The sequence below is a fragment of the Lysobacter arenosi genome, from assembly GCF_016613475.2.
Lineage (GTDB): Bacteria > Pseudomonadota > Gammaproteobacteria > Xanthomonadales > Xanthomonadaceae > Lysobacter_J > Lysobacter_J arenosi.
Genome location: NZ_CP071517.1, coordinates 1,422,468 through 1,441,301 on the forward strand (window position 1 = coordinate 1,422,468; position 18,834 = coordinate 1,441,301).

The 18,834-nt window shown below is 66.1% G+C and carries 13 protein-coding genes; 7 read left to right on the forward strand and 6 right to left on the reverse strand.

The features are described 5' to 3' along the window. Positions 1-128: 128 nt before the first annotated feature. Entirely contained in the window at positions 129-557 is a 429-nt protein-coding gene (locus HIV01_RS06740; protein ID WP_245156933.1) for a GFA family protein, read from the reverse strand. 185 nt (positions 558-742) lie between these two features. Here HIV01_RS06740 and HIV01_RS06745 point away from each other — a divergent pair, with 185 nt between their 5' ends. Beyond that, entirely contained in the window at positions 743-1,183 is a 441-nt protein-coding gene (locus HIV01_RS06745; protein WP_200605642.1) for a hypothetical protein, read from the forward strand. 53 nt (positions 1,184-1,236) lie between these two features. On the opposite strand, the gene HIV01_RS06750 is transcribed toward HIV01_RS06745, so the two are convergent. Next, on the reverse strand, positions 1,237-3,795 hold the full coding sequence (locus HIV01_RS06750) for an alpha/beta hydrolase family protein (RefSeq protein WP_200605643.1): 2,559 nt from the start codon (positions 3,793-3,795) through the stop codon (positions 1,237-1,239). 115 nt (positions 3,796-3,910) lie between these two features. Beyond that, complete coding sequence (locus tag HIV01_RS06755) at positions 3,911-4,837, reverse strand: M14 family metallopeptidase (RefSeq protein WP_200605644.1); 927 nt, start codon at positions 4,835-4,837, stop codon at positions 3,911-3,913. Positions 4,838-5,101: 264 nt separating this feature from the next. On the opposite strand from HIV01_RS06755, the gene HIV01_RS06760 reads away from it, so the two are divergent. Both HIV01_RS06760 and HIV01_RS06765 read left to right on the forward strand, forming a co-directional pair. Further along, a complete protein-coding gene (locus HIV01_RS06760; RefSeq protein WP_200605645.1) occupies positions 5,102-5,893 on the forward strand; it encodes an OmpA family protein in 792 nt (263 codons plus the stop codon). A gap of 200 nt (positions 5,894-6,093) precedes the next feature. After that, positions 6,094-6,567, forward strand: a complete 474-nt coding sequence (locus tag HIV01_RS06765) for a VOC family protein (RefSeq protein WP_200605646.1) — start codon at positions 6,094-6,096, stop codon at positions 6,565-6,567. Between the two features lie 60 nt (positions 6,568-6,627). Here the strand turns inward: HIV01_RS06765 and HIV01_RS06770 are convergent, their stop codons facing one another. Beyond that, entirely contained in the window at positions 6,628-7,455 is an 828-nt protein-coding gene (locus tag HIV01_RS06770; protein ID WP_200605647.1) for a restriction endonuclease, read from the reverse strand. A 92-nt stretch (positions 7,456-7,547) separates the two neighbouring features. Then, positions 7,548-10,991, reverse strand: a complete 3,444-nt coding sequence (locus tag HIV01_RS06775; RefSeq protein ID WP_200605648.1) for a methylmalonyl-CoA mutase family protein — start codon at positions 10,989-10,991, stop codon at positions 7,548-7,550. A gap of 168 nt (positions 10,992-11,159) precedes the next feature. Here HIV01_RS06775 and HIV01_RS06780 point away from each other — a divergent pair, with 168 nt between their 5' ends. From HIV01_RS06780 to HIV01_RS06795, 4 genes are all read left to right on the forward strand, one after another. After that, entirely contained in the window at positions 11,160-12,425 is a 1,266-nt protein-coding gene (locus HIV01_RS06780) for a 2OG-Fe(II) oxygenase (protein ID WP_207527121.1), read from the forward strand. A gap of 200 nt (positions 12,426-12,625) precedes the next feature. Next, a complete protein-coding gene (locus tag HIV01_RS06785) occupies positions 12,626-13,729 on the forward strand; it encodes a Glu/Leu/Phe/Val dehydrogenase dimerization domain-containing protein (RefSeq protein WP_200605657.1) in 1,104 nt (367 codons plus the stop codon). Between the two features lie 119 nt (positions 13,730-13,848). After that, entirely contained in the window at positions 13,849-14,562 is a 714-nt protein-coding gene (locus HIV01_RS06790) for a carbonic anhydrase (protein WP_200605659.1), read from the forward strand. A gap of 32 nt (positions 14,563-14,594) precedes the next feature. Then, positions 14,595-15,752, forward strand: coding sequence for an isovaleryl-CoA dehydrogenase (locus tag HIV01_RS06795; RefSeq protein WP_200605660.1), 1,158 nt, complete (start codon positions 14,595-14,597; stop codon positions 15,750-15,752). Positions 15,753-15,795: 43 nt separating this feature from the next. Here the strand turns inward: HIV01_RS06795 and HIV01_RS06800 are convergent, their stop codons facing one another. Then, positions 15,796-18,747 (reverse strand): autotransporter domain-containing protein, encoded by a 2,952-nt coding sequence (locus tag HIV01_RS06800; RefSeq protein WP_200605661.1) that lies wholly within the window; start codon positions 18,745-18,747, stop codon positions 15,796-15,798. Positions 18,748-18,834 lie beyond the last annotated feature (87 nt).

Sequence of the window (18,834 nt, forward strand, 5' to 3'; positions counted from 1 at the left end):
CGCATGGGCGGGGGTCCGGGACGCCCTCCGGCCAATCCGCGCGTCACCCCGTTCATCCGCCGCAACCGTTCCACCGTCGCCTCAGGACCCGGCAGCCCCCTTCCAAGCCCCTCCCCGTGCGCGGACACCTACTCCGGCAGCATCACCCCGGAACCGCCCAGCTCGGACGGAAAGTCCTGCAGCTTCGGCAGCCCGTCCTTGATCGGCAGCACCGTCTCGCCGTAGTTCACGTGCACCGTCGGCAAAAAAGCCAGGGTCGGGATGGTCGCGGCGTAGACGTCGGTCAGGTCGAACGGCGGGTGGTGGGTCATTAGGTGGCCGCCACAGCGCGTGCAGAACTGGCGATCGCTGCCCGGCGTCTTGGCGTAGTGGCCGATCAGCTCGGCGCCGCGGGTGACTTTGACGTTGCCCGGCTTCCACAGGGTGAAGGCGTTGACTGGGCCCGCCGACCAGCTGCGGCAGGACGCGCAGTGGCAGTAGCCCATCGCCTCGGGCGCCCCGCTCACCTCGAGGCCGACCGCGCCGCAAAAGCAGGTTCCACTGTATGTGTCGCTCATGTGCCCTCCGGCGGACCCTCGTACTCCCCGGCCAACGTGCTGCGTTCGCTGGCACGGACAGCCGAGGGCGCAGGCGCTTGACCGACCACCCAGGCCGTCCGCGTTCAGCCTCATGCGATCGGCGGCCTGGCCGGCGGTCACGCCGCGCGGGTGTCCGCACGGCCACGCGTCATCGAGGAGGTCTTATGAAGCGTTTCAATCTGTGGCTGGCTTGCCTGCTGATGGCACTGTTCGCGGTGTCGGCACAGGCGCAGCAGCGCCCCTACGCGGACGGACCCGTCACCATCGTCTCGTCGATCAAGGTGGTCGACGGCCAGTTCGAGAACTACATGAGCTACCTCAACGCCAACTGGCGTCGGGCCATGGAAGAAGCCAAGAAGACGGGACTGGTCACTGACTTCCACGTCTACGGCGCCCAGGCCCACAACCCGAGCGAACCGGACCTGTACCTGGTGGTGACGTACCCCAACATGGCCGCGTTCGATGGCATCGACGAAAAGATGGACGCGATCCAGACCAAGGTCACCAAGATGAACTACAAGGAAGCCGATGAAGCTTCCGGCAAGCGCGTAGTGATGCGCGAACTGCTCGGCCAGATGATGGTCCGCGAGCTGGTGTTCAAGTGATGGCTGCAAGGGCCGGGTGCTTTCACCCCGGCCCTTTTCTCATGCGCCGCGGGCTACTTGCCGCCGCCCTGCCCTGACACCGCCGCCGCGGGCGCGGTCACGACCGGCGCCGCCTTGGCCTTCGCCTCGGCATCGGCAATCGCCGGTGTGCTGCCAAGGTTCTGCTGCAGGAAGCCTGCAATGCCGGTCCAGGCGATATCGATGGCGACGCGATCGGAGAATCCGTGGCCCATGTCCGGGAACGCCAGCAACACCGGCGGGTGCTGCTCGAGATTGAACATGCGCACCAGGCGGCGCGTGTGCTCGAAATCCACGCGCACGTCCTCGCGGCCGTGCAACAGCATCACCGGCAGCGTCAGCTCGCGGAAGTGATACAGCGGCGAGGTGGCCTGCATCTCGGCCATGTCGGTGCGCGGATCGCCCATGACGCGTTCCAGCAGCGGCCGCGACTGCGCCGAGCGCGCGCCGTCACTGGCGGTGAAGAACAAGGCGCGGTCGCTCAGGCCCGACAGAGAGATCGCACAGCGGAATCGGCCCGGCCAGCGCACGGCCGAGACCATCGCCGAGTAACCGCCGTAGCTGGCGCCCAGCGTGCACATGCGCGACTCGTCCAGCGGATACGCCGCCACGGCGGCACGAATCGCCGCGTCGATGTCGTCTTCGATGAGGCGACCGTAGTTGCGGTGCCCGGCCTCGCGGAACGCCTTGCCGTAGCCCTCGGAACCGCGGTAATTCACCTGCAGCACTGCATAGCCCTGCGCGGCGACGAACTGCACTTCGCGATTGAACGTCAGGCGATCGCTGACGCCGATCGGGCCGCCGTGCGGGAACACCACCAGCGGGCGCTTGCCGCTGCCCGGCGGCAGCGTCAGGAAAGCTTCGACCTGCAGTCCGTCGCTGCTCTTCACGTTGAGCACGTGCGCCGGCGCGAAGGTCAGGTCAGCCAGCTGCGGCGCCACTGCCTCCAGCAGCGAAGCGCGCTTGTGCGCCATGTCCAGGTGATAGAGCTCCGGCGGATGATCGGTCGCGTCCACCCACAGGATCAGCTGCTGGTTGTCGCGGTTACGGTGCAGCACCGCGACCGTGCGCCCCGGAAACGCCGCGTGCAGGGTCTTGTCGAGATTGCGGTTGGCCTCGTCGAAGTACTCGGTGACCAGGCGACCGGACTGGTAGTAGCGCACGGCCACCGGCTCGCGCTGCTCATTGAAGATCGCGCTGCGGATGTCCACGCCGGGCTTGCTGAAGACCGTGCGCGAGACATTGCGCGTGGCAGGATCGAACGCCACCAGGTCGCGCTGGCCGCGCTCGTCATCGGTGTAGCCATAGATCGTGTTGCCATCGAACGACAGCCCGGCCGGCGTGAAGCCGCCATCGGCCTGTGAACGCAGGACTTCCTGGTAGCTGCCATTGCCGCCGTGCACCAGCGTGGCCGTGTCGTCGCGGATGACCACGGCCGCACGCAGCTGGCCCCTGCCGTCGGCAAACCACGCCACGTCCTTGCTGACACCGACGTTGAGGCGATCGCGACTCTTGGCGGTGCGGAAACCGGAGATCTCGCGGTCACCGACCAGCTCGACGCGGTGCACGACCAGCTCGCCGCGACTGTCGTAGCCCTCCATCAGGATGAAGTCGGGCTCACCCGGCAGCATGTCGACGATGTTGCCCGTGCCGCCGATCGGCAGGCGCTTGAAGCTGCGCTTGCCGTTGCTGGTGGCTCCGATGCGGAACACGGTGTAGCTGGTCTCGTCGTCGCCGGTGCCGGCGATGAGCGTGCGGCTGTCCTTCCACACCAGCTCGTCGGCCCCGAAGGACGACGTAGCCAGGCGCTGCACGACGCCTTCGGCCAGGTCGACGAGGTTGACGCCCCAGTTGCCGTCGTCGTCGCGGACCGCCTCGGCCAGCAGGTCACCGACCGGATTGAGGGCGACCTCGGTCACGCGGTTGGGCTTCCACATCACTTCGGCCGGAATCGGCACGGCGATGGGCTTGGGCGGCTCGCGACCGCCATTGAGCTTGTCGGACGGCGTGGTGTTGCCGGCGCGCGCGGTGCGATAGAACTCCGGGAACGGATCCGGGTACAGGCCGGAGTATTCGAACTTCATGCGCGGATACAGCGCGGCGTGTTCCTTCTCCAGCCAGTCGATGATCGGCAACGAGCGGTTGGCGATATGGAACCGCGTCGATGACCAGCTCATCGGGCGCAGGATCAGGTCGCCCGGGTAGACGATCTTGCCGGCGGTGACCTTGAACCGGTACTCGTCGGACGTGAGGGTGTAGCGCATCCGCCAGCGCCAGCTTCCCAGGTCCATCTCCGCCCAGCGGTACTCGCCGGCCTTGGCGGCGTAGAGGCTGACGTTGCGACCGAGGCCGATGTAGTTGAGCACCGCGACGACGCCATCGTCGTCGCGCACGCGAACTGCCAGGATCGGCGCGCTGGCATCGACCGACAGCACCACCAGGCCTTCGTCGGCGGCCAGCTTCGGATCCTCGCCCGGATCGATCTTGCGCATCGCGGCGCAGTCCAGCGCCAGCAGCAAAAGTGCCAGGGCGAACAGCGCCCGCCATTTCCCGACCAGCCCCCGGCGCTGCCCGCCGGACATGCCCTGCTGCATGCGACATCCCCCTGTTGCTACTGCTCCGGGCCAAGGGCCCGTCCCCGGCCGGAGGATAGCGCGGGGCGTGGGTCGCCGACAGCGGGTTCCGGCACAGATCCGCCGGGGAGAACCGTTACCCCTGCGGGTGTGCCAGCGCGTAATCGATCGCCGCGCACACCGCCGCCGCCTGCGCGGCATTGCACTGCGCTGGCGTGGCGCGGGGGCTGTCGGGGTAGACCTCGGTGGTGGTCTTGTAGCGCGCGTCAGTGACGCCCGCGCACAGGCCGAGCTTGCGCAGCGGGTATTCGATGACACCGTGCGCGACCACGGTCGAGCCGATGATCTCGCCCTTGTCGTCGGCCGGGGCGATGTGGGTGACCTTCTCCACCGCCGCAATCACCGCCTGCTGGAAGCCCGGCTGCGGGTGTTCGCTGTCGTCAACCAGGTAGAAGCCATCCGGGATCTCGCCCGGCTCGAACGGCTTGCCATCACGCGCCGCCAGCGCCGGACGGAACTCGGACTCATCGCTGTCGGTGGTTTCGTGCAGGTCGATATGCACCAGCACGCTGTCGCGCACCGGCGCCACCAGTTGCATCAGCGCGGCCGATTCGTGGGCCGGGCTGTCGTCGCGGAACGAACGGTTCGGGTCGATCGCACTGGCGTTCCAGCGATGGATGCGCTCGTAAGCCCAGGGGCTGATGCAGGGCGCGACCAGCAGATTGACCTTGCCCGCGTAACCGTGGGCATGCAGGTCGACAAACTCCAGCGCGCCATGCACGCCACTGGTCTCGTAGCCGTGGACGCCGCCGGTGACCAGCACCGTGGGCAGCTCCCCGTTCCAGTCGCGGCTCTTGATGGCGAGCAGCGGGTAGCTGTCGGCACCGTAGTTCAGCTCGCCGTACTGCACCACGTCGAAGCGCGAACCCAGGCCTTCGATCTTGCCGCGCACCTCGGCGTCGAAACTGCGATGGCGCACCTGTCGCGACAACCATTCGGCCCGCTCCGCGTCGCCCCAGGGTTGCCCGGGAATGCCGATGGGATAGAAGGCCTGGACAGTCATGCGCAGCTCGCTGGGGGATCACGAATGGGGCCGCAACTTTAACACTGCTCCGACATCCGCCTGCCTGCGTTACCCCTGCTCTGCGCGCCTCACACCCCCTTTACCCCGCAAGGGAGCTAATGACGCGCCGCCCCCGATTGCGGCCCTTCCGGGCCCCGGGCAACCGGCCGATCGGGCTCCCGACGCGGGCCCTGCGGAACCGGCGGCATAAGGCAAGGACGGTGGTTTGGCGTCAGACGCACATCCAACTCAAAGGGAATGACCATGAAGACCAGCAAGCCGCAAAACATGATGCTCGCCACTGCCCTGGTGACCATCCTTGCCGCTACCTCGGCATTCGCCGCCGACGGCGACAAGAGCAAGATCAAGGGCCTGATCACCGCCGTCGACGGCAACACCCTCACCGTCAAGGACGGCAACAACGCCGTGCAGACCATCACCGTCTCGCCCGACACCAAGTTGAAGAAGACCAAGGGCCTGACCGGCGTGATCCATTCCAAGGTCGAACCTGGCGCGCTGATCCCCGGCCTGCCGATCAGCGCCGACGTGGTCGCCGCCGGCAGCGGCTTCAACGCCACCGAGATCTCGTTCAAGTCCGAAGACTTCAAGACCGCGCAACAGGTCGAGGCCGGCGTGGCCCCGACCAGCGCCCTGGCCAACGCCAACGCACAGCGTATCGACGACTTCGGCACGTACGAGGCACTCGCCACCGCCGAAGTGTTGTTCGCCTCGGGCAGCTCGAAGATCTCCGCGAAAGGCAAGGCAGACCTCGATGCCCTGGCCGCCAAGGCCAAGGAGACCAAGAACTACCAGATCGTGATGCAGGGCTTCACTGACTCCACCGGCAACCCGGAAGCGAACCAGCGCCTGAGCACCGCGCGCGGCGCCGCAGTCGCCAACTACCTGCGTCAGCAGGGAGGCCTGCAGCCCGGCCGCGTCCGCGCGCCGGCCGGCATGGGCGTTGCAGCGGATGCGGGCTCGGGCAGCAACGCAAACGCGCGCAAGGTCGACGTGAAGCTGGTGGTCGACAAGGGCGTACAGGGCGGCGCGAAGTAATCGCGATCCACGCACCTGCGTTACATGAACCGGAGAACCGCCCGCCCAACAGCGGGCGGTTTTATTTTGCCGCTCGCAGTCATGCGCGGTTCGCGCCGTTTAGATTTCTGCAACCGAACTTATGCGCCGGGTTTACGGCCATCGCGGCCTAATGGTGGGCGATGCATGTTCAAGCATCGTCATTCCCAGGAGCATGAGAGATGGCAACCACAAACCCCACTCCGCGCGGCTACCACAGCATCACGCCTTCGGTAGTGGTGAACGACGCCGCCAAGGCGCTCGAGTTCTACCACAACGCTTTCGACGCCAAGGAAACCTATCGCCTGCCGATGAACGGCAAGATCGGCCACGCCGAACTGCAGATCGGCGACTCCCGCCTGATGCTCTCGGACGAATGGCCCGAATGGGACGCCCTCGGCCCGAAGACGCGCGGTGGCGCGACAGGCAGCTTCATGATCTATGTGCCCGATGCCGACGCTGCGGTCGAGAAAGCAGTCAAGGCCGGCGCCAAGGTGATCCAGCCGGTCGAGAATCAGTTCTGGGGCGACCGTGTCGGCACGGTCGAAGACCCGTTCGGTCATAAGTGGATGCTGGGCACCCACGTCGAGGACATCAGCGACGACGAGATGAAGCGTCGCGGCGAGGAATGGGTGAAGCAAAACGCAAAGCAGTAATCCCCAATCAAGCCGAAGCCCCTCTTCCCTTGCGGAAGAGGGGTTGACGGAGCGGGTGCATCACAGCTCCGGCGTGCTATCCGCAATCACCTTCATGGCCGCATCCGCCCTGCGCTGCTGCTCCCTGAGCTGTGCCTCTGAGAGCGGCTGCGGTGCTTTTCCGCTGGCGCAATGATCGATGTAGGTACCGGACGGCTTGTCGATCAGTTCCTGGCACGTATCCGCATCCACCTGCACAGTTGGGGAAATGACCGGAGTGGACCGCTCTGCCACTTGTGTCAAAGTGCCTGGACGGGGTTCAACGGCTGCCGGGAGCGACAGGATGACACTCTGCAGGTACTGGGCCACCAGCACTACGAAGACCAGAAACAGGCCAGCAATGACCAGCTTCGCCACCATGGCCCGCCCCAGACCCGAAGCGGCCTTTCCTGCCATTTTCGGCGCAGGAGCACGCCACCGCGCCAACGAGTCGAGCGCCGAATCCGGCACGGGTCCAAGCATGACCCGAAGCTCATGCCCATCAATCAACTTGAAATCTCGTTGCCGTGACGCCGCCTCGATCGCTGCCTTCGTGAACTCGCCGCTGGTGATCAGGATGGCACCGGTCGCACCCTGGTTGACCATGATCCCCAGCAACTCATGCACGGCGTTGTGCGGGACCTTCATCGCCGTCCAGCGCTTGCATTGGACCAGGATGTAGCTTTCGCCGCGTCTGAGCTTCAGGTCGACGCCACCGTCGGAGTCGCGACCGGTCTCTCCCGTCCCCACGTGCTCAACCTGGAACCCCTGGCTTCGATAGTAGCCCGCAACGAGCGCCTCGAACTGTTCCCAACCGACACGCGAAAGTGAATCGTCATGGCGGCGACTCACTGGCTTGAGCCCTTTCATTACATCTCCCCGGTTGCGGCCTCACCAGCACGCAACGTTTCATTCGCGTTCTTCCGGAAAGAGAAGGCCCGCTTGCGCGGGCCCTCTGTCAATCACATGTTGCGGCGATACTCGCCACCCACGTCATACAGCGCATGACTGATCTGCCCCAGGCTATGCGTCTTCACCGCCTCCATCAGGCTGGCAAACACATTCCGCCGCTCGCGCGCCGTCGCCTGTAGCGACTTCAGGCCGTCAGTCGCATAGCCATTGCGGTTGCCCTGGTACCCGGCGACGTTCTCGATCTGCTGCCCCTTCTCCCCTTCCGTGCTCCGGATCAGCTCGATCTCGGTGACGATGTCGCCGCCGTGGTCCTTCGGCAGGAAGGTGTTCACGCCGATCAGCGGCAGTGAACCGTCGTGCTTCTTGTGCTCGTAGTACAGGCTCTCTTCCTGGATCTTGCCGCGCTGGTACATCGTGTCCATCGCGCCGAGCACGCCGCCGCGCTCGCTGATCGCCTCGAACTCCTTGTAGACGGCTTCCTCGACGATGTCGGTGAGCTTGTCGACGATGAAGCTGCCCTGCCAGGGGTTCTCGTTGAAGTTGAGGCCCAGTTCCTTATTGATGATCATCTGGATCGCCACGGCGCGGCGCACGCTTTCCTCGGTCGGCGTGGTGATCGCTTCGTCGTAGGCGTTGGTGTGCAGGCTGTTGCAGTTGTCGAACAGCGCATACAGCGCCTGCAGCGTGGTGCGGATGTCGTTGAACTGGATCTCCTGCGCGTGCAGGGAGCGGCCGCTGGTCTGGATGTGGTACTTCATCATCTGGCTGCGGGCGCTGGCGCCGTAGCGCTCGCGCATCGCGCGTGCCCAGATGCGGCGGGCGACGCGACCGATGACGGTGTATTCCGGGTCCATGCCGTTGGAGAAGAAGAACGACAGGTTCGGCGCGAAGTCGTCGATCTTCATGCCGCGCGCGAGGTAGTACTCGACGATCGTGAAGCCGTTGCTCAGGGTGAAGGCGAGCTGGCTGATCGGGTTCGCGCCGGCTTCGGCAATGTGATACCCGGAGATCGACACCGAGTAGAAGTTGCGGACGCTGCGGTCGACGAAATACTGCTGGATGTCGCCCATCATGCGCAGGGCGAACTCGGTACTGAAGATGCAGGTGTTCTGCGCCTGGTCCTCCTTGAGGATGTCGGCCTGCACGGTGCCGCGCACGGTCGCCAGCGTGTGCGCCTTGATCTTCTCGTAGGTCTCGGCGTCGACGACCTGGTCGCCGGTCACGCCCAGCAGGCCCAGGCCGAGGCCGTCATTGGTCTCCGGCAGCATGCCGCTGTAGGTCGGGCGCTGGCGGCCGGCGAACATCGCCTCGATCTTGTCGTGCGCCACGTCCCAGCGTGACTGGTCGGCGCGCAGGTACTTCTCGACCTGCTGGTCGATGGCGGTGTTCATGAACATCGCCAGGATGATCGGCGCCGGGCCGTTGATCGTCATCGACACCGAGGTGCTCGGCGCGCACAGGTCGAAGCCGGAGTACAGCTTCTTCATGTCGTCCAGGGTGGCGATGTTGACGCCGGAGTTGCCGATCTTGCCGAAGATGTCCGGGCGCACGGCCGGGTCTTCGCCGTACAGCGTGACGCTGTCGAAGGCGGTGGACAGGCGCGCGGCCGGCTGGCCGACAGACAGGTAATGGAAGCGGCGGTTGGTGCGCTCGGGCGTGCCCTCGCCCGCGAACATGCGGATCGGGTCCTCGCCGGTGCGGCGGTACGGGTAGACGCCGCCGGTGTACGGGTAGTAGCCCGGCAGGTTTTCCTTCTGCAGGAAGGTCAGCAGCTCGCCCCAGCTCTTGTAGGTCGGCGCGGCGATCTTCGGGATCTTCTGGTGGCTGAGCGACTCGCGGTAGTTCTCGACGCGGATGGTCTTGTCGCGGACCTGGTACTCGTTGACCTCGTCGGTGATCGACTTCAGGCGCGCCGGCCAGCCGCGCAGCAGCTTGAGGGCGTCGGAGCTGAGAGACTGGATGGCGTCGTTGTAGCGCTGGCGCAGCGTCAGCAGCGTCTTGTCGCCACCGTTGGTGAGGGCATCGGCAGCGAACAGGTCCAGCGCCTTGGGCAGGCTCTCGTCGCCCAGGTCATGGAGCGACTGCCAATAGCTCTGCGCGCGGTCGGCCACTTCCGCCTGCGTCTCGATCTGCGCGTTGATGCCGCGGCCCTGCTCGGCGATCTCGGCCAGGTAGCGAACGCGCGCCCCCGGGATCAGCACGGTCGCGCGCGGCTCCTTCAGCGAGGTGTCGATCTGCGGCGTCCACTTCTCGGCCGGCAGCGACAGCTTCTCGCGCAGCAGGCGGCACAGGTTGGCGAACATCCAGCTGATGCCGGGGTCGTTGAACTGGCTGGCGATGGTCGGGTAGACCGGGACGTCCTCGTCCTTGGTCTGGAAGGCGACGCGATTGCGCTTCCACTGCTTGCGCACGTCGCGCAGCGCATCCTCGGCGCCGCGCTTGTCGAACTTGTTGAGCACGACGAGCTCGGCGAAGTCGAGCATGTCGATCTTCTCCAGCTGGCTCGGCGCGCCGAAGTCGCTGGTCATCACGTACATCGGGAAGTCGACCAGGTCGACGATCTCCGAATCGGACTGGCCGATGCCGGCGGTCTCGACGATCACCAGGTCGTAGCCCAGCCCCTTGAGGAAGCCGATGCAGTCCTTGAGCACAGTGTTGGTCGCGGCGTGCTGGCGGCGCGTCGCCATCGAGCGCATGTACACGCGCTTGGAGCGCAGCGAGTTCATGCGGATGCGGTCGCCCAGCAGCGCGCCGCCGGTGCGGCGACGGGTCGGGTCGACCGAGATCACGGCGATGCGCATCTCCGGGAAGCTGGCGAGGAAGCGGTTGAGCAATTCGTCGGTCACCGACGATTTGCCGGCGCCGCCGGTGCCGGTGATGCCGATGACCGGGGTCTTGCCGCCGGCCAGGTGCCACTGCTTGCGCAGGTGCGAGAGCTGCGATTCGTCGAGCAGGCCTTCCTCGATCGCCGAGAGCATGTGGCCGATGCTGATTTCATCGTCCTTGTCGGGCGCATGCTCGGGCGTCTTGGCACCCTTGCGGGCATCGTTGGCGCGACGGATCACGTCCTCGATCATCGCCACCAGGCCCATGTGCATGCCGTCGTTGGGGTGGTAGATGCGCTCGACGCCGTAGCCCTGCAGCTCGCGGATTTCCTCCGGCGTGATCGTGCCGCCACCGCCACCGAACACGCGGATATGCGAGGCGCCACGCTCGGCGAGCATGTCGACCATGTACTTGAAGTATTCGACGTGGCCGCCCTGGTAGGACGACAGGGCGATGCCGTCGGCATCTTCCTGCAATGCGGCGCGGACCACGTCCTCGACGGAGCGGTTATGGCCGAGGTGGATGACCTCGGCGCCCTGCCCCTGGATCAGCCTGCGCATGATGTTGATGGCGGCGTCGTGGCCGTCGAACAGGCTGGCGGCGGTGACGAAACGCAGCGGGCTGGTCTCGACGGCGGTTTCGGGGAGGGGGCTGGCAGGGGTGCTCATGACGCGCTCAATACGGAAACGATCGAATGCGGATTGTAGCGCGTCGGGCATTCAGGCCCTGCACGGTTCCTGTCCACTCGCCCACTGGCCGCCCCTTCGCGCATCCCCCGTCATCCCCCAGACCACCCCTGCGCAGCCCCACGGGTTCTGGCTACACTCAAACTGCATATGTCAGACGACACCGCCCTCCTCGAGCTGCGCCGCCAGGACCACCACGGTTCGCCGCAAGCGCTTTATCAGCTTGCGACGGCGCTGGTGATCCGGCATGAGCTCGAAGAGGCATTCGTCCTGCACCGTCGCGCCGCCGAAGCCGGCCTCGCCAATGCCCAGATCGAATGCGCGCGCATGTTGCTATATGGCGTCGGCTGCGAGGCCGATGCCGAACTGGCCAGCGCTTGGTTGTTGCGCGCCGAACACGCGGGCAGCCCGATCGCCAGTTACTTCCTGGCGCTGGTGGCACTGGGCGGTTTCGCCCTGCCGCGGGACGGCCGCATCAACGAGCGCCTGTTGCGGGCGATCCGCGCCAACTATCCACCGGCGCTGCGCGCGGCGGCCATCCACTTCGGCCGAAAGCCCGGCGAGGTCGACCAGGTCCGCTGCATACAGATGCTGGAGCTGGCCGCCGGCCATGGCGACGCGGTGGCGGCACGACTGCTGGCCGAACGCCTGGCGCGCGGCGAAGGCTGCGCCCGCCAGCCACTGGCGGCACGCGACATCTGGTCGCAGCTGCAGGCCATCGGCATCGGCGCGCTGCCCGAGATCACGGTGCCCGAGTACGCCGCGGAAGGCACCCATACCGGAGCGCTGTCGCTGGAAGAGGTGCTCGTCCCCGTCACGCCGAAGCGACAGTCGCTGCGGCCGCGGGTGATGACGATCGACGGCCTGCTCAGCGCCGACGAATGCCGCCTGCTGGTCGCCAACGCCGAATCGCGCCTGCAGCGCTCGCAGACGGTCGATCCCGAGACCGGCCTGCCGCTGGCCATGCAGATCCGCACCAGCAGCGACGCCGCGCTCGATCCGATCCTGGAAGACGTGGCGCTGCGCAGCGTGCAACTGCGCATGGCCAGTGCCGCCGGCGTGCCGCTGTCGCACGCCGAACACCTGACCGTGCTGCGTTACGAACCCGGCCAGGAATACCGTCCGCACCGCGACTACCGTCCGCCCGGCTCGATCGAGCGCGACTGCCCGCAGGCCGGCAATCGCCTGCGCACCATCTGCGTCTACCTCAACGAGGTCGAGGCCGGCGGCGAAACGCATTTCCCGGTGTCCGGGCTCAAGGTGGCTCCGCGCCCGGGCCGCGCGGTCATCTTCGACAACCTCCAGTCCGACGGCACGCCCGATGTCGATTCGCTGCACGCCGGCCTGCCCGTGGAGCGCGGGGTGAAGTGGCTCGCCACGCTGTGGCTGCGGCAGGCGCCCTACCGCAATTTCTGAACAGGCATCCGGGCGACGTCGCCATTTTGCCGGTCATGGCGCGTACGTATGCGTATCCGTCGATTGGATTAGACTGTCGCGCCTGTGGCGAGGGGTTCCCCTCTGCTGCGGAGGCGAATCCTTTTCGATTCAACTACTTACACATCACAGTTGGCGTATAGCGCGACGCGCGAATCCTGACGCCAGCAGCGGAGCACCCGATGATTTTCGAAACTCTGGACACTTTCGGCCACGAGCAGGTCGTGTTTTGCCACAACAAGGACGCGGGCCTGAAGGCCATCATCGCGATCCACAACACCGTGCTCGGTCCGGCCCTGGGTGGCACCCGCATGTGGCCGTACAAGACCGAGCAGGACGCGCTCAATGACGTGCTGCGCCTTTCGCGCGGCATGACCTACAAGAACGCGGTCGCCGGCCTGAACATCGGCGGCGGCAAGGCCGTGATCATCGGCGACCCGGCTGCCGACAAGTCCGAAGCGCTGTTCCGCGCCTTCGGCCAGTTCGTCGAAGCACTGGGCGGCCGTTACATCACCGCCGAGGACGTCGGCATCGACGTCAACGACATGGAATACGTCTACCGCGAGACCGAGTACGTCACCGGCGTGCACCAGGTCCACGGTGGTTCGGGCGACCCGTCCCCGTTCACCGCCTACGGCACCCTGCAGGGCCTGATGGCGACGTTGAACAAGCGTTTCGGCGATGAGGAAGTGGGCAAGTACTCCTACGCCGTGCAGGGCCTTGGCCATGTCGGCATGGAGTTCGTGAAGCTGCTCAAAGAGCGCGGCGCGAAGATCTTCGTCACCGACATCAACAAGGGCCTGGTCGACAAGGCCGTGTCCGAGTACGGCGCCGAAGCCGTTGGCCTGGACGAGATCTACGACGTGCCGGCCGATGTCTACTCGCCGTGCGCGCTGGGTGGCACCGTCAACGAGAACACCCTGCCGCGCCTGAAGATGAAGGTCATCTGCGGCGCCGCCAACAACCAGCTGGCCAACAACGCCATCGGCGACGAAGTGGCCAAGCGCGGCATCCTGTACGCACCGGACTACGCGGTGAACGCGGGCGGCGTGATGAACGTGGCGCTGGAACTCGACGGCTACAACCGCGAGCGCGCCATGCGCATGATGCGCACGATCTACCACAACCTCGCGCGCATCTTCGAGATCGCCGAGCGTGACGCGATCCCGACCTACCGCGCCGCCGACCGCCTGGCCGAAGAGCGCATCAACGCCATCGGCAAGCTCAAGCTGCCGCTGGGCCGCAGCGCCCCGCGCTTCCAGGGTCGCATCCGCGGCGGTCACTAAGACGCACGCACTTCGACGGGGCCGCTGGCCCCGTCGTCGTATTCGAGTTTCAGACGACTCCTAGTGTGTCGGCGAGTGCGCCAGTCCAAGCTACCGGCCCCTCTCCCGGAGTCCTCGCCATGCGCGCCACGTTCCCCCTCCTCGCCTTCACCCTCACGTGCGCCATCACCGCCCACGCCGGTGACGGCAAGATCGATTACGACCACCAGGAACAATGGCAGGCCGCGCACGACAAGGCGCAGTCGCCGATCGACATCGTCACCCGTGACGCCGTCCCCGCCGCCGGCAACGAGCCGGGCGCGCTGAAGTTCACCCATACCCGCGCGCCGGTCGAGGCGGTCGTCGACAACGGCCACGCCGTGGAAGTGGAGACGCATGCCACGCAGGCGACCATCCGCGGCCGCCACTTCATGCTCGCGCAGTTCCACTTCCACGCGCAGAGCGAACACACCATCGATGGCCGCCACTACCCGCTGGAGGGCCATTTCGTGTTCAAGGCCCAGGACGGGCGCCTGGCCGTGGTCGGCGTCATGTACCAGGCCGGCGCGGCCAATCCGCAGATCCAGACCCTGCTGGATGACCTCTCGCACAAGACGCCGGCGCCTGCGGAGCCTGAAATCGATATCGCTGGGCTGCTGCCCCGCCAGCGCGGCTATTACCACTACCTGGGCTCGCTGACCACGCCGCCGCTGACCGAGAACGTGGAGTGGTATGTCCTGCCCGCACCGGTGACAATGTCGCAGCAGCAGATCGACGCGTTCCTGGCGCACTACCGCCGCAACAACCGCAACATCCAGCCGCTCAACGGGCGGCCGCTGGTCCATTTCCAATGATCCATTCGCCGTAAACCCATGACGAGGCCCGCATGCGCAGTTTTTCACTAGGTGACGACATCGATGCACTGCGCGACGCGGTCCGCCGCTTCGCCGACGCGGAGATCGCACCGCGGGCCGCCAACATCGACGAAGAGAACTGGTTCCCGCAGGACCTGTGGCCCAAGCTGGGCGAACTGGGCCTGCTGGGCATCACCGTTCCGGGCGAATACGGCGGCAGCGAGATGGGCTACCTGGCCCATCTGGTGGCGATGGAGGAAATCTCCCGCGCATCGGGTTCGGTCGGACTGAGCTACGGCGCGCACTCCAACCTGTGCGTCAGCAACCTGTACGCCAACGGCAACGAAGCCCAGCGCAACAAGTACCTGCCCAAGCTGTGCAGCGGCGAGTGGAAGGGCGCGCTGGCGATGAGCGAGCCAGGCGCCGGCTCCGACGTGGTCGGTTCGATGAGCTGCCGCGCCGAGCGCAAGGGCGACGTCTGGGTCGCCAACGGCAACAAGATGTGGATCACCAACGGCCCCGAGGCCGACGTGCTGATCGTCTACATGCGCACCGCCGGCAAGGACGCGGGCAGCCAGTGCATGACCGCCTTCATCGTCGAGAAGGGCATGAAGGGTTTCTCCACCGCGCAGAAGCTCGACAAGCTGGGCATGCGCGGCTCCAACACCTGCGAGCTGGTGTTCGAGGATTGCGAGATCCCGCACGAGAACGTGCTCGGTGAAGTGCACAAGGGCGTCAAGGTGCTCATGCGCGGACTCAACACCGAGCGCTTGGTGCTCACCGGCGGGCCGATCGGCCTGATGCAGGCCGCCCTCGACATCGCCCTGCCCTACGTGCGCGAGCGCAAGCAGTTCAATGCCGCCATCGGCACGTTCGGCCTGATGCAGGGCAAGATCGCCGACATGTACACCTCGCTGCAGTCCAGCCGCGCGTTCGCCTACCAGGTAGCGCGCGACTTCGACAGCGGCCACAGCAGCCGCGTCGATGCGGCCTCCTGCCTGCTACATGCCTCGGAAGCGGCGGTGCAGGTCGCGCTGGAAGGCATCCAGGCACTGGGCGGCAACGGCTACATCAACGAGTTCGCCACCGGCCGGATCCTGCGCGACGCCAAGCTCTATGCGATTGGCGCCGGCACCAACGAGATCCGCCGCATGCTGATCGGGCGCGAGCTGTTCAACGACAAGCACTGAAGACACTCCCTCCCCTGCGATGCAGGGGAGGGAGCGGTTCTACTCAGAAGCTCCGGCGCCAGTTGAGCTGCGCGCTGGTCCAGCGATCGGCACCCGCGTCGCGACTGTCCAGCTCGACGCTGAAGCGGTTGCGGCCGAAGACCGTGTTCAGGCCAAGCCCCATCACCGTGGCGTGATCGAAGAACGCGCCGTCGACGATCGGCGCCCAGCCATCGACTCCGGTGAAGCGCGCCTGCACTTGCATGCCGCTACTGGACAGCAGTTGCTGCCACTCCACCTTGCCTTGCAGCGACCAGCGCGCGCCCATGGCGTTCCAGGCGCTGGCAGCGCGCAGGCCGGCCAGGGCCTGCGTCGCCATCATCGACGCGGCGTCACTGGTCAGGCCGAAACCACCGGCGCCCTGCTCACTGAATCCATCGCGGTCGAGTTGCATGGCGCTGGTGCCGACGAACGGCGTAAGCGTCGCCCTGCCCCAGTTGAAGTGTCGGCCGGCCTGCAGGTTGATCGCGCTGTAGCGATGGCTGTAGTCGGACGACAGGCCGAAGGCATCGGCGCCGAGGCGAACATCACGCTGGATCCAGCGCTGCATGTGACCGACCGCGACACTGCCGAGCAGGTAACCGTCGGTGCCCATCTGCCAGTTGCCATAGGCCAGGCCATCGAACTGGCGGTTGCGCTCGCGGTCGCGTACCGAACCACCGCGTGCATCGCCATCGAGTGACGACATCGACAGGCCAAAGGTGTGGCCGCCGATGCGCGCGTCGTTGCCGACGATCCAACCGCTGGAGGACGCATCGAAGGACGCCCAGCCATTGCGACTGGCCAGGTTGTCCGACCATTCGCCAGCCATTGCGCCTCGCTGCAGCGCATCGACACGCTGCTCGAGCGAATTGCGGGAACCCTCGATCGCGGCCATGGCGAACATGGTGTCGGCGTTGTGGATCTCGCCTGACAGGCTGGACAGCGTGCGCTGCAACTCGTCGGGATCGGTGATGGCCTGCAGTTTGGCCGCCGCCCACTGCACGTCGCCCTGCGCCTTGCCGCTGTCGATCTGATCGAAGGCCTTGTCGATGCGACCGCCACTGGCGATGGCCGTCGGCTCGAACCCGGCAGCCGTGGCCGTACCCAGTGCAGAGGTACGCGTAACGTCGAGCCAGACCGAGTTTGCGTCCTGGCCGAGCGTCGCAGTCAGCAGCAATCCGCCGTAGATACTCACCGACGAGAAGTTGCCCGTCACGCCTTGTGCAGCCGTCAGCACGACATCGTGGCTCTGGGCCACGTAGCCGTCGCGGGCATCGTATATCGTCAGGTTGCCATCCAGCAGGGCTTTGCCTTGCAGCTTGAGCGGTTCGTCGCCGAGGTGGATTCCGTAAGTACCGGAAGCAGTCTGCGTCAGGCTGCCCTGGAACTCGCCTTCGCCGTAAGTGGTGTTGTACTCGAGGCGACCGTTGTTGGTGATGTCGCCGGTGACTACCAGTGGCGTGAGCCGCTCCGGAAATGGGCTGAAGATTGCCCCGGCACCGTGGTCGATCTGAAGATCGCCGGAGAACGTGCCACCCGAGATGGACGCCTGCCCACCATCCGTCAGCAAGACCGGGGAAGCCAGTGAGTTGGTCACGTTGAGTACCGCCGCCCGGCCGCGGACCGTCGTCTGCCCGGTGTAGGTGGAGGGGCCAATCATGTAGAGGATCGCCGTGCTTCCCGGCCCCACCCAATTGAGGGGCCCTTCCACGACCAACCCGCCCGCGCCGCTGATGCCATTGAGGAATTTGACGCGGTCACCGGCTGCAAGCGAGATGTCGAAATCTCCCCATGCGAACGTCGAAGGTCCACCGACGGCCTTGTCGACATTCAACAGCCCCCACCCGAACATCGGGTCGACGCCCGGCGCACCCAGGTCGGTCGCCGCTCCCAGCAGGACCTGCTGAACCTGCGCGCTGGAGAACTGCGGAAACGCCTCCATCACCATCGCGGCCGCCCCCGACACCATTGCAGCGGCGTAGCCGACGTCGCTGTCGGCGACGAGTTGGCCGGTAGCCGGATCGACCACCATCACGTCCTGCGGCGCGGCCATGCAGAATTGCCTGGATTGGCCACAAGCGTCTGACAGGAGCTTCGATGGATCGCTGGACGAAACGCCGGTGACGTTGATCCAGTTCCCCTTGAGTGCCGGATCCGAGGCGGGGTTGTTGGGCAGTTCGGAAAGATTGTTCCTTTCCAGGGCCACCACCATCAAGGGATTGGTGGCAGGGTCGTCGCGCAGCACCAGCGAACTGAAGACATCGCCGACGACGCCATAGCCATCAGTGAGCGAGCGGCGAAGGTCGCCTGAGATGTTGTAGATCCTGGCCTTGTCCTGCGCCCAAGCGAAGCCCTGCATCGGTAGCGTCGACAAACCCAGCGTGCGAGTGCCGTCGACCGGTTCGTCATCGAGCAGGCGCCAGTCGACCAGGTTGGCCCCGGGGGCGACGCCGCCGACGAAACCGCCGGCGTTGCTGCCGGCGCCGATCGATGCGTGCCGCGTACCCTCTCCCGCCTTGTCGTCGACCGACCAGTCATTGCGCATCGGATTGGTATCGATTCGCCCGGCAACGATACGCCCCTTCAACGCAGGGCTTTCGCTGTCCAGCCCGGTATCGATGAATGCAATGGCAACTCCCTTGCCGGACAAGCCACGAGCCTGTGCCTTGTCCGCGCCGGTAACGCTGAGATGCCAGCGCAGCGCAGGATCCGGCGGCGGCTCGACCGGTGGCGTGACAGGCGGCTCGACCGGCGGTGTCACCGGTGGCGTCACCGGTGGCTCGACCGGCGGCGTCACGGGCGGCGTGACTGGCGGATTGGTTGGCGGATTGGGCGCGCTTGGCCCCACCGGCGGTGGATCACTGCGGACGTTTCCGCCGCCACCGCCGCCACCGCAGGCCGTTGCCCCCATCACGCACAAGCCAAGCATCACACTGCGGGCCAGCAGCCCGTGCGCGAGTTCCTTACGACGCATGTTTTCCCCTTTTTATTGGCGACCGTGCCACCGCTCCCCAGCGGTTTACGACACGGTCTGCCTGTTTCAACTGAACTGCATCACCAA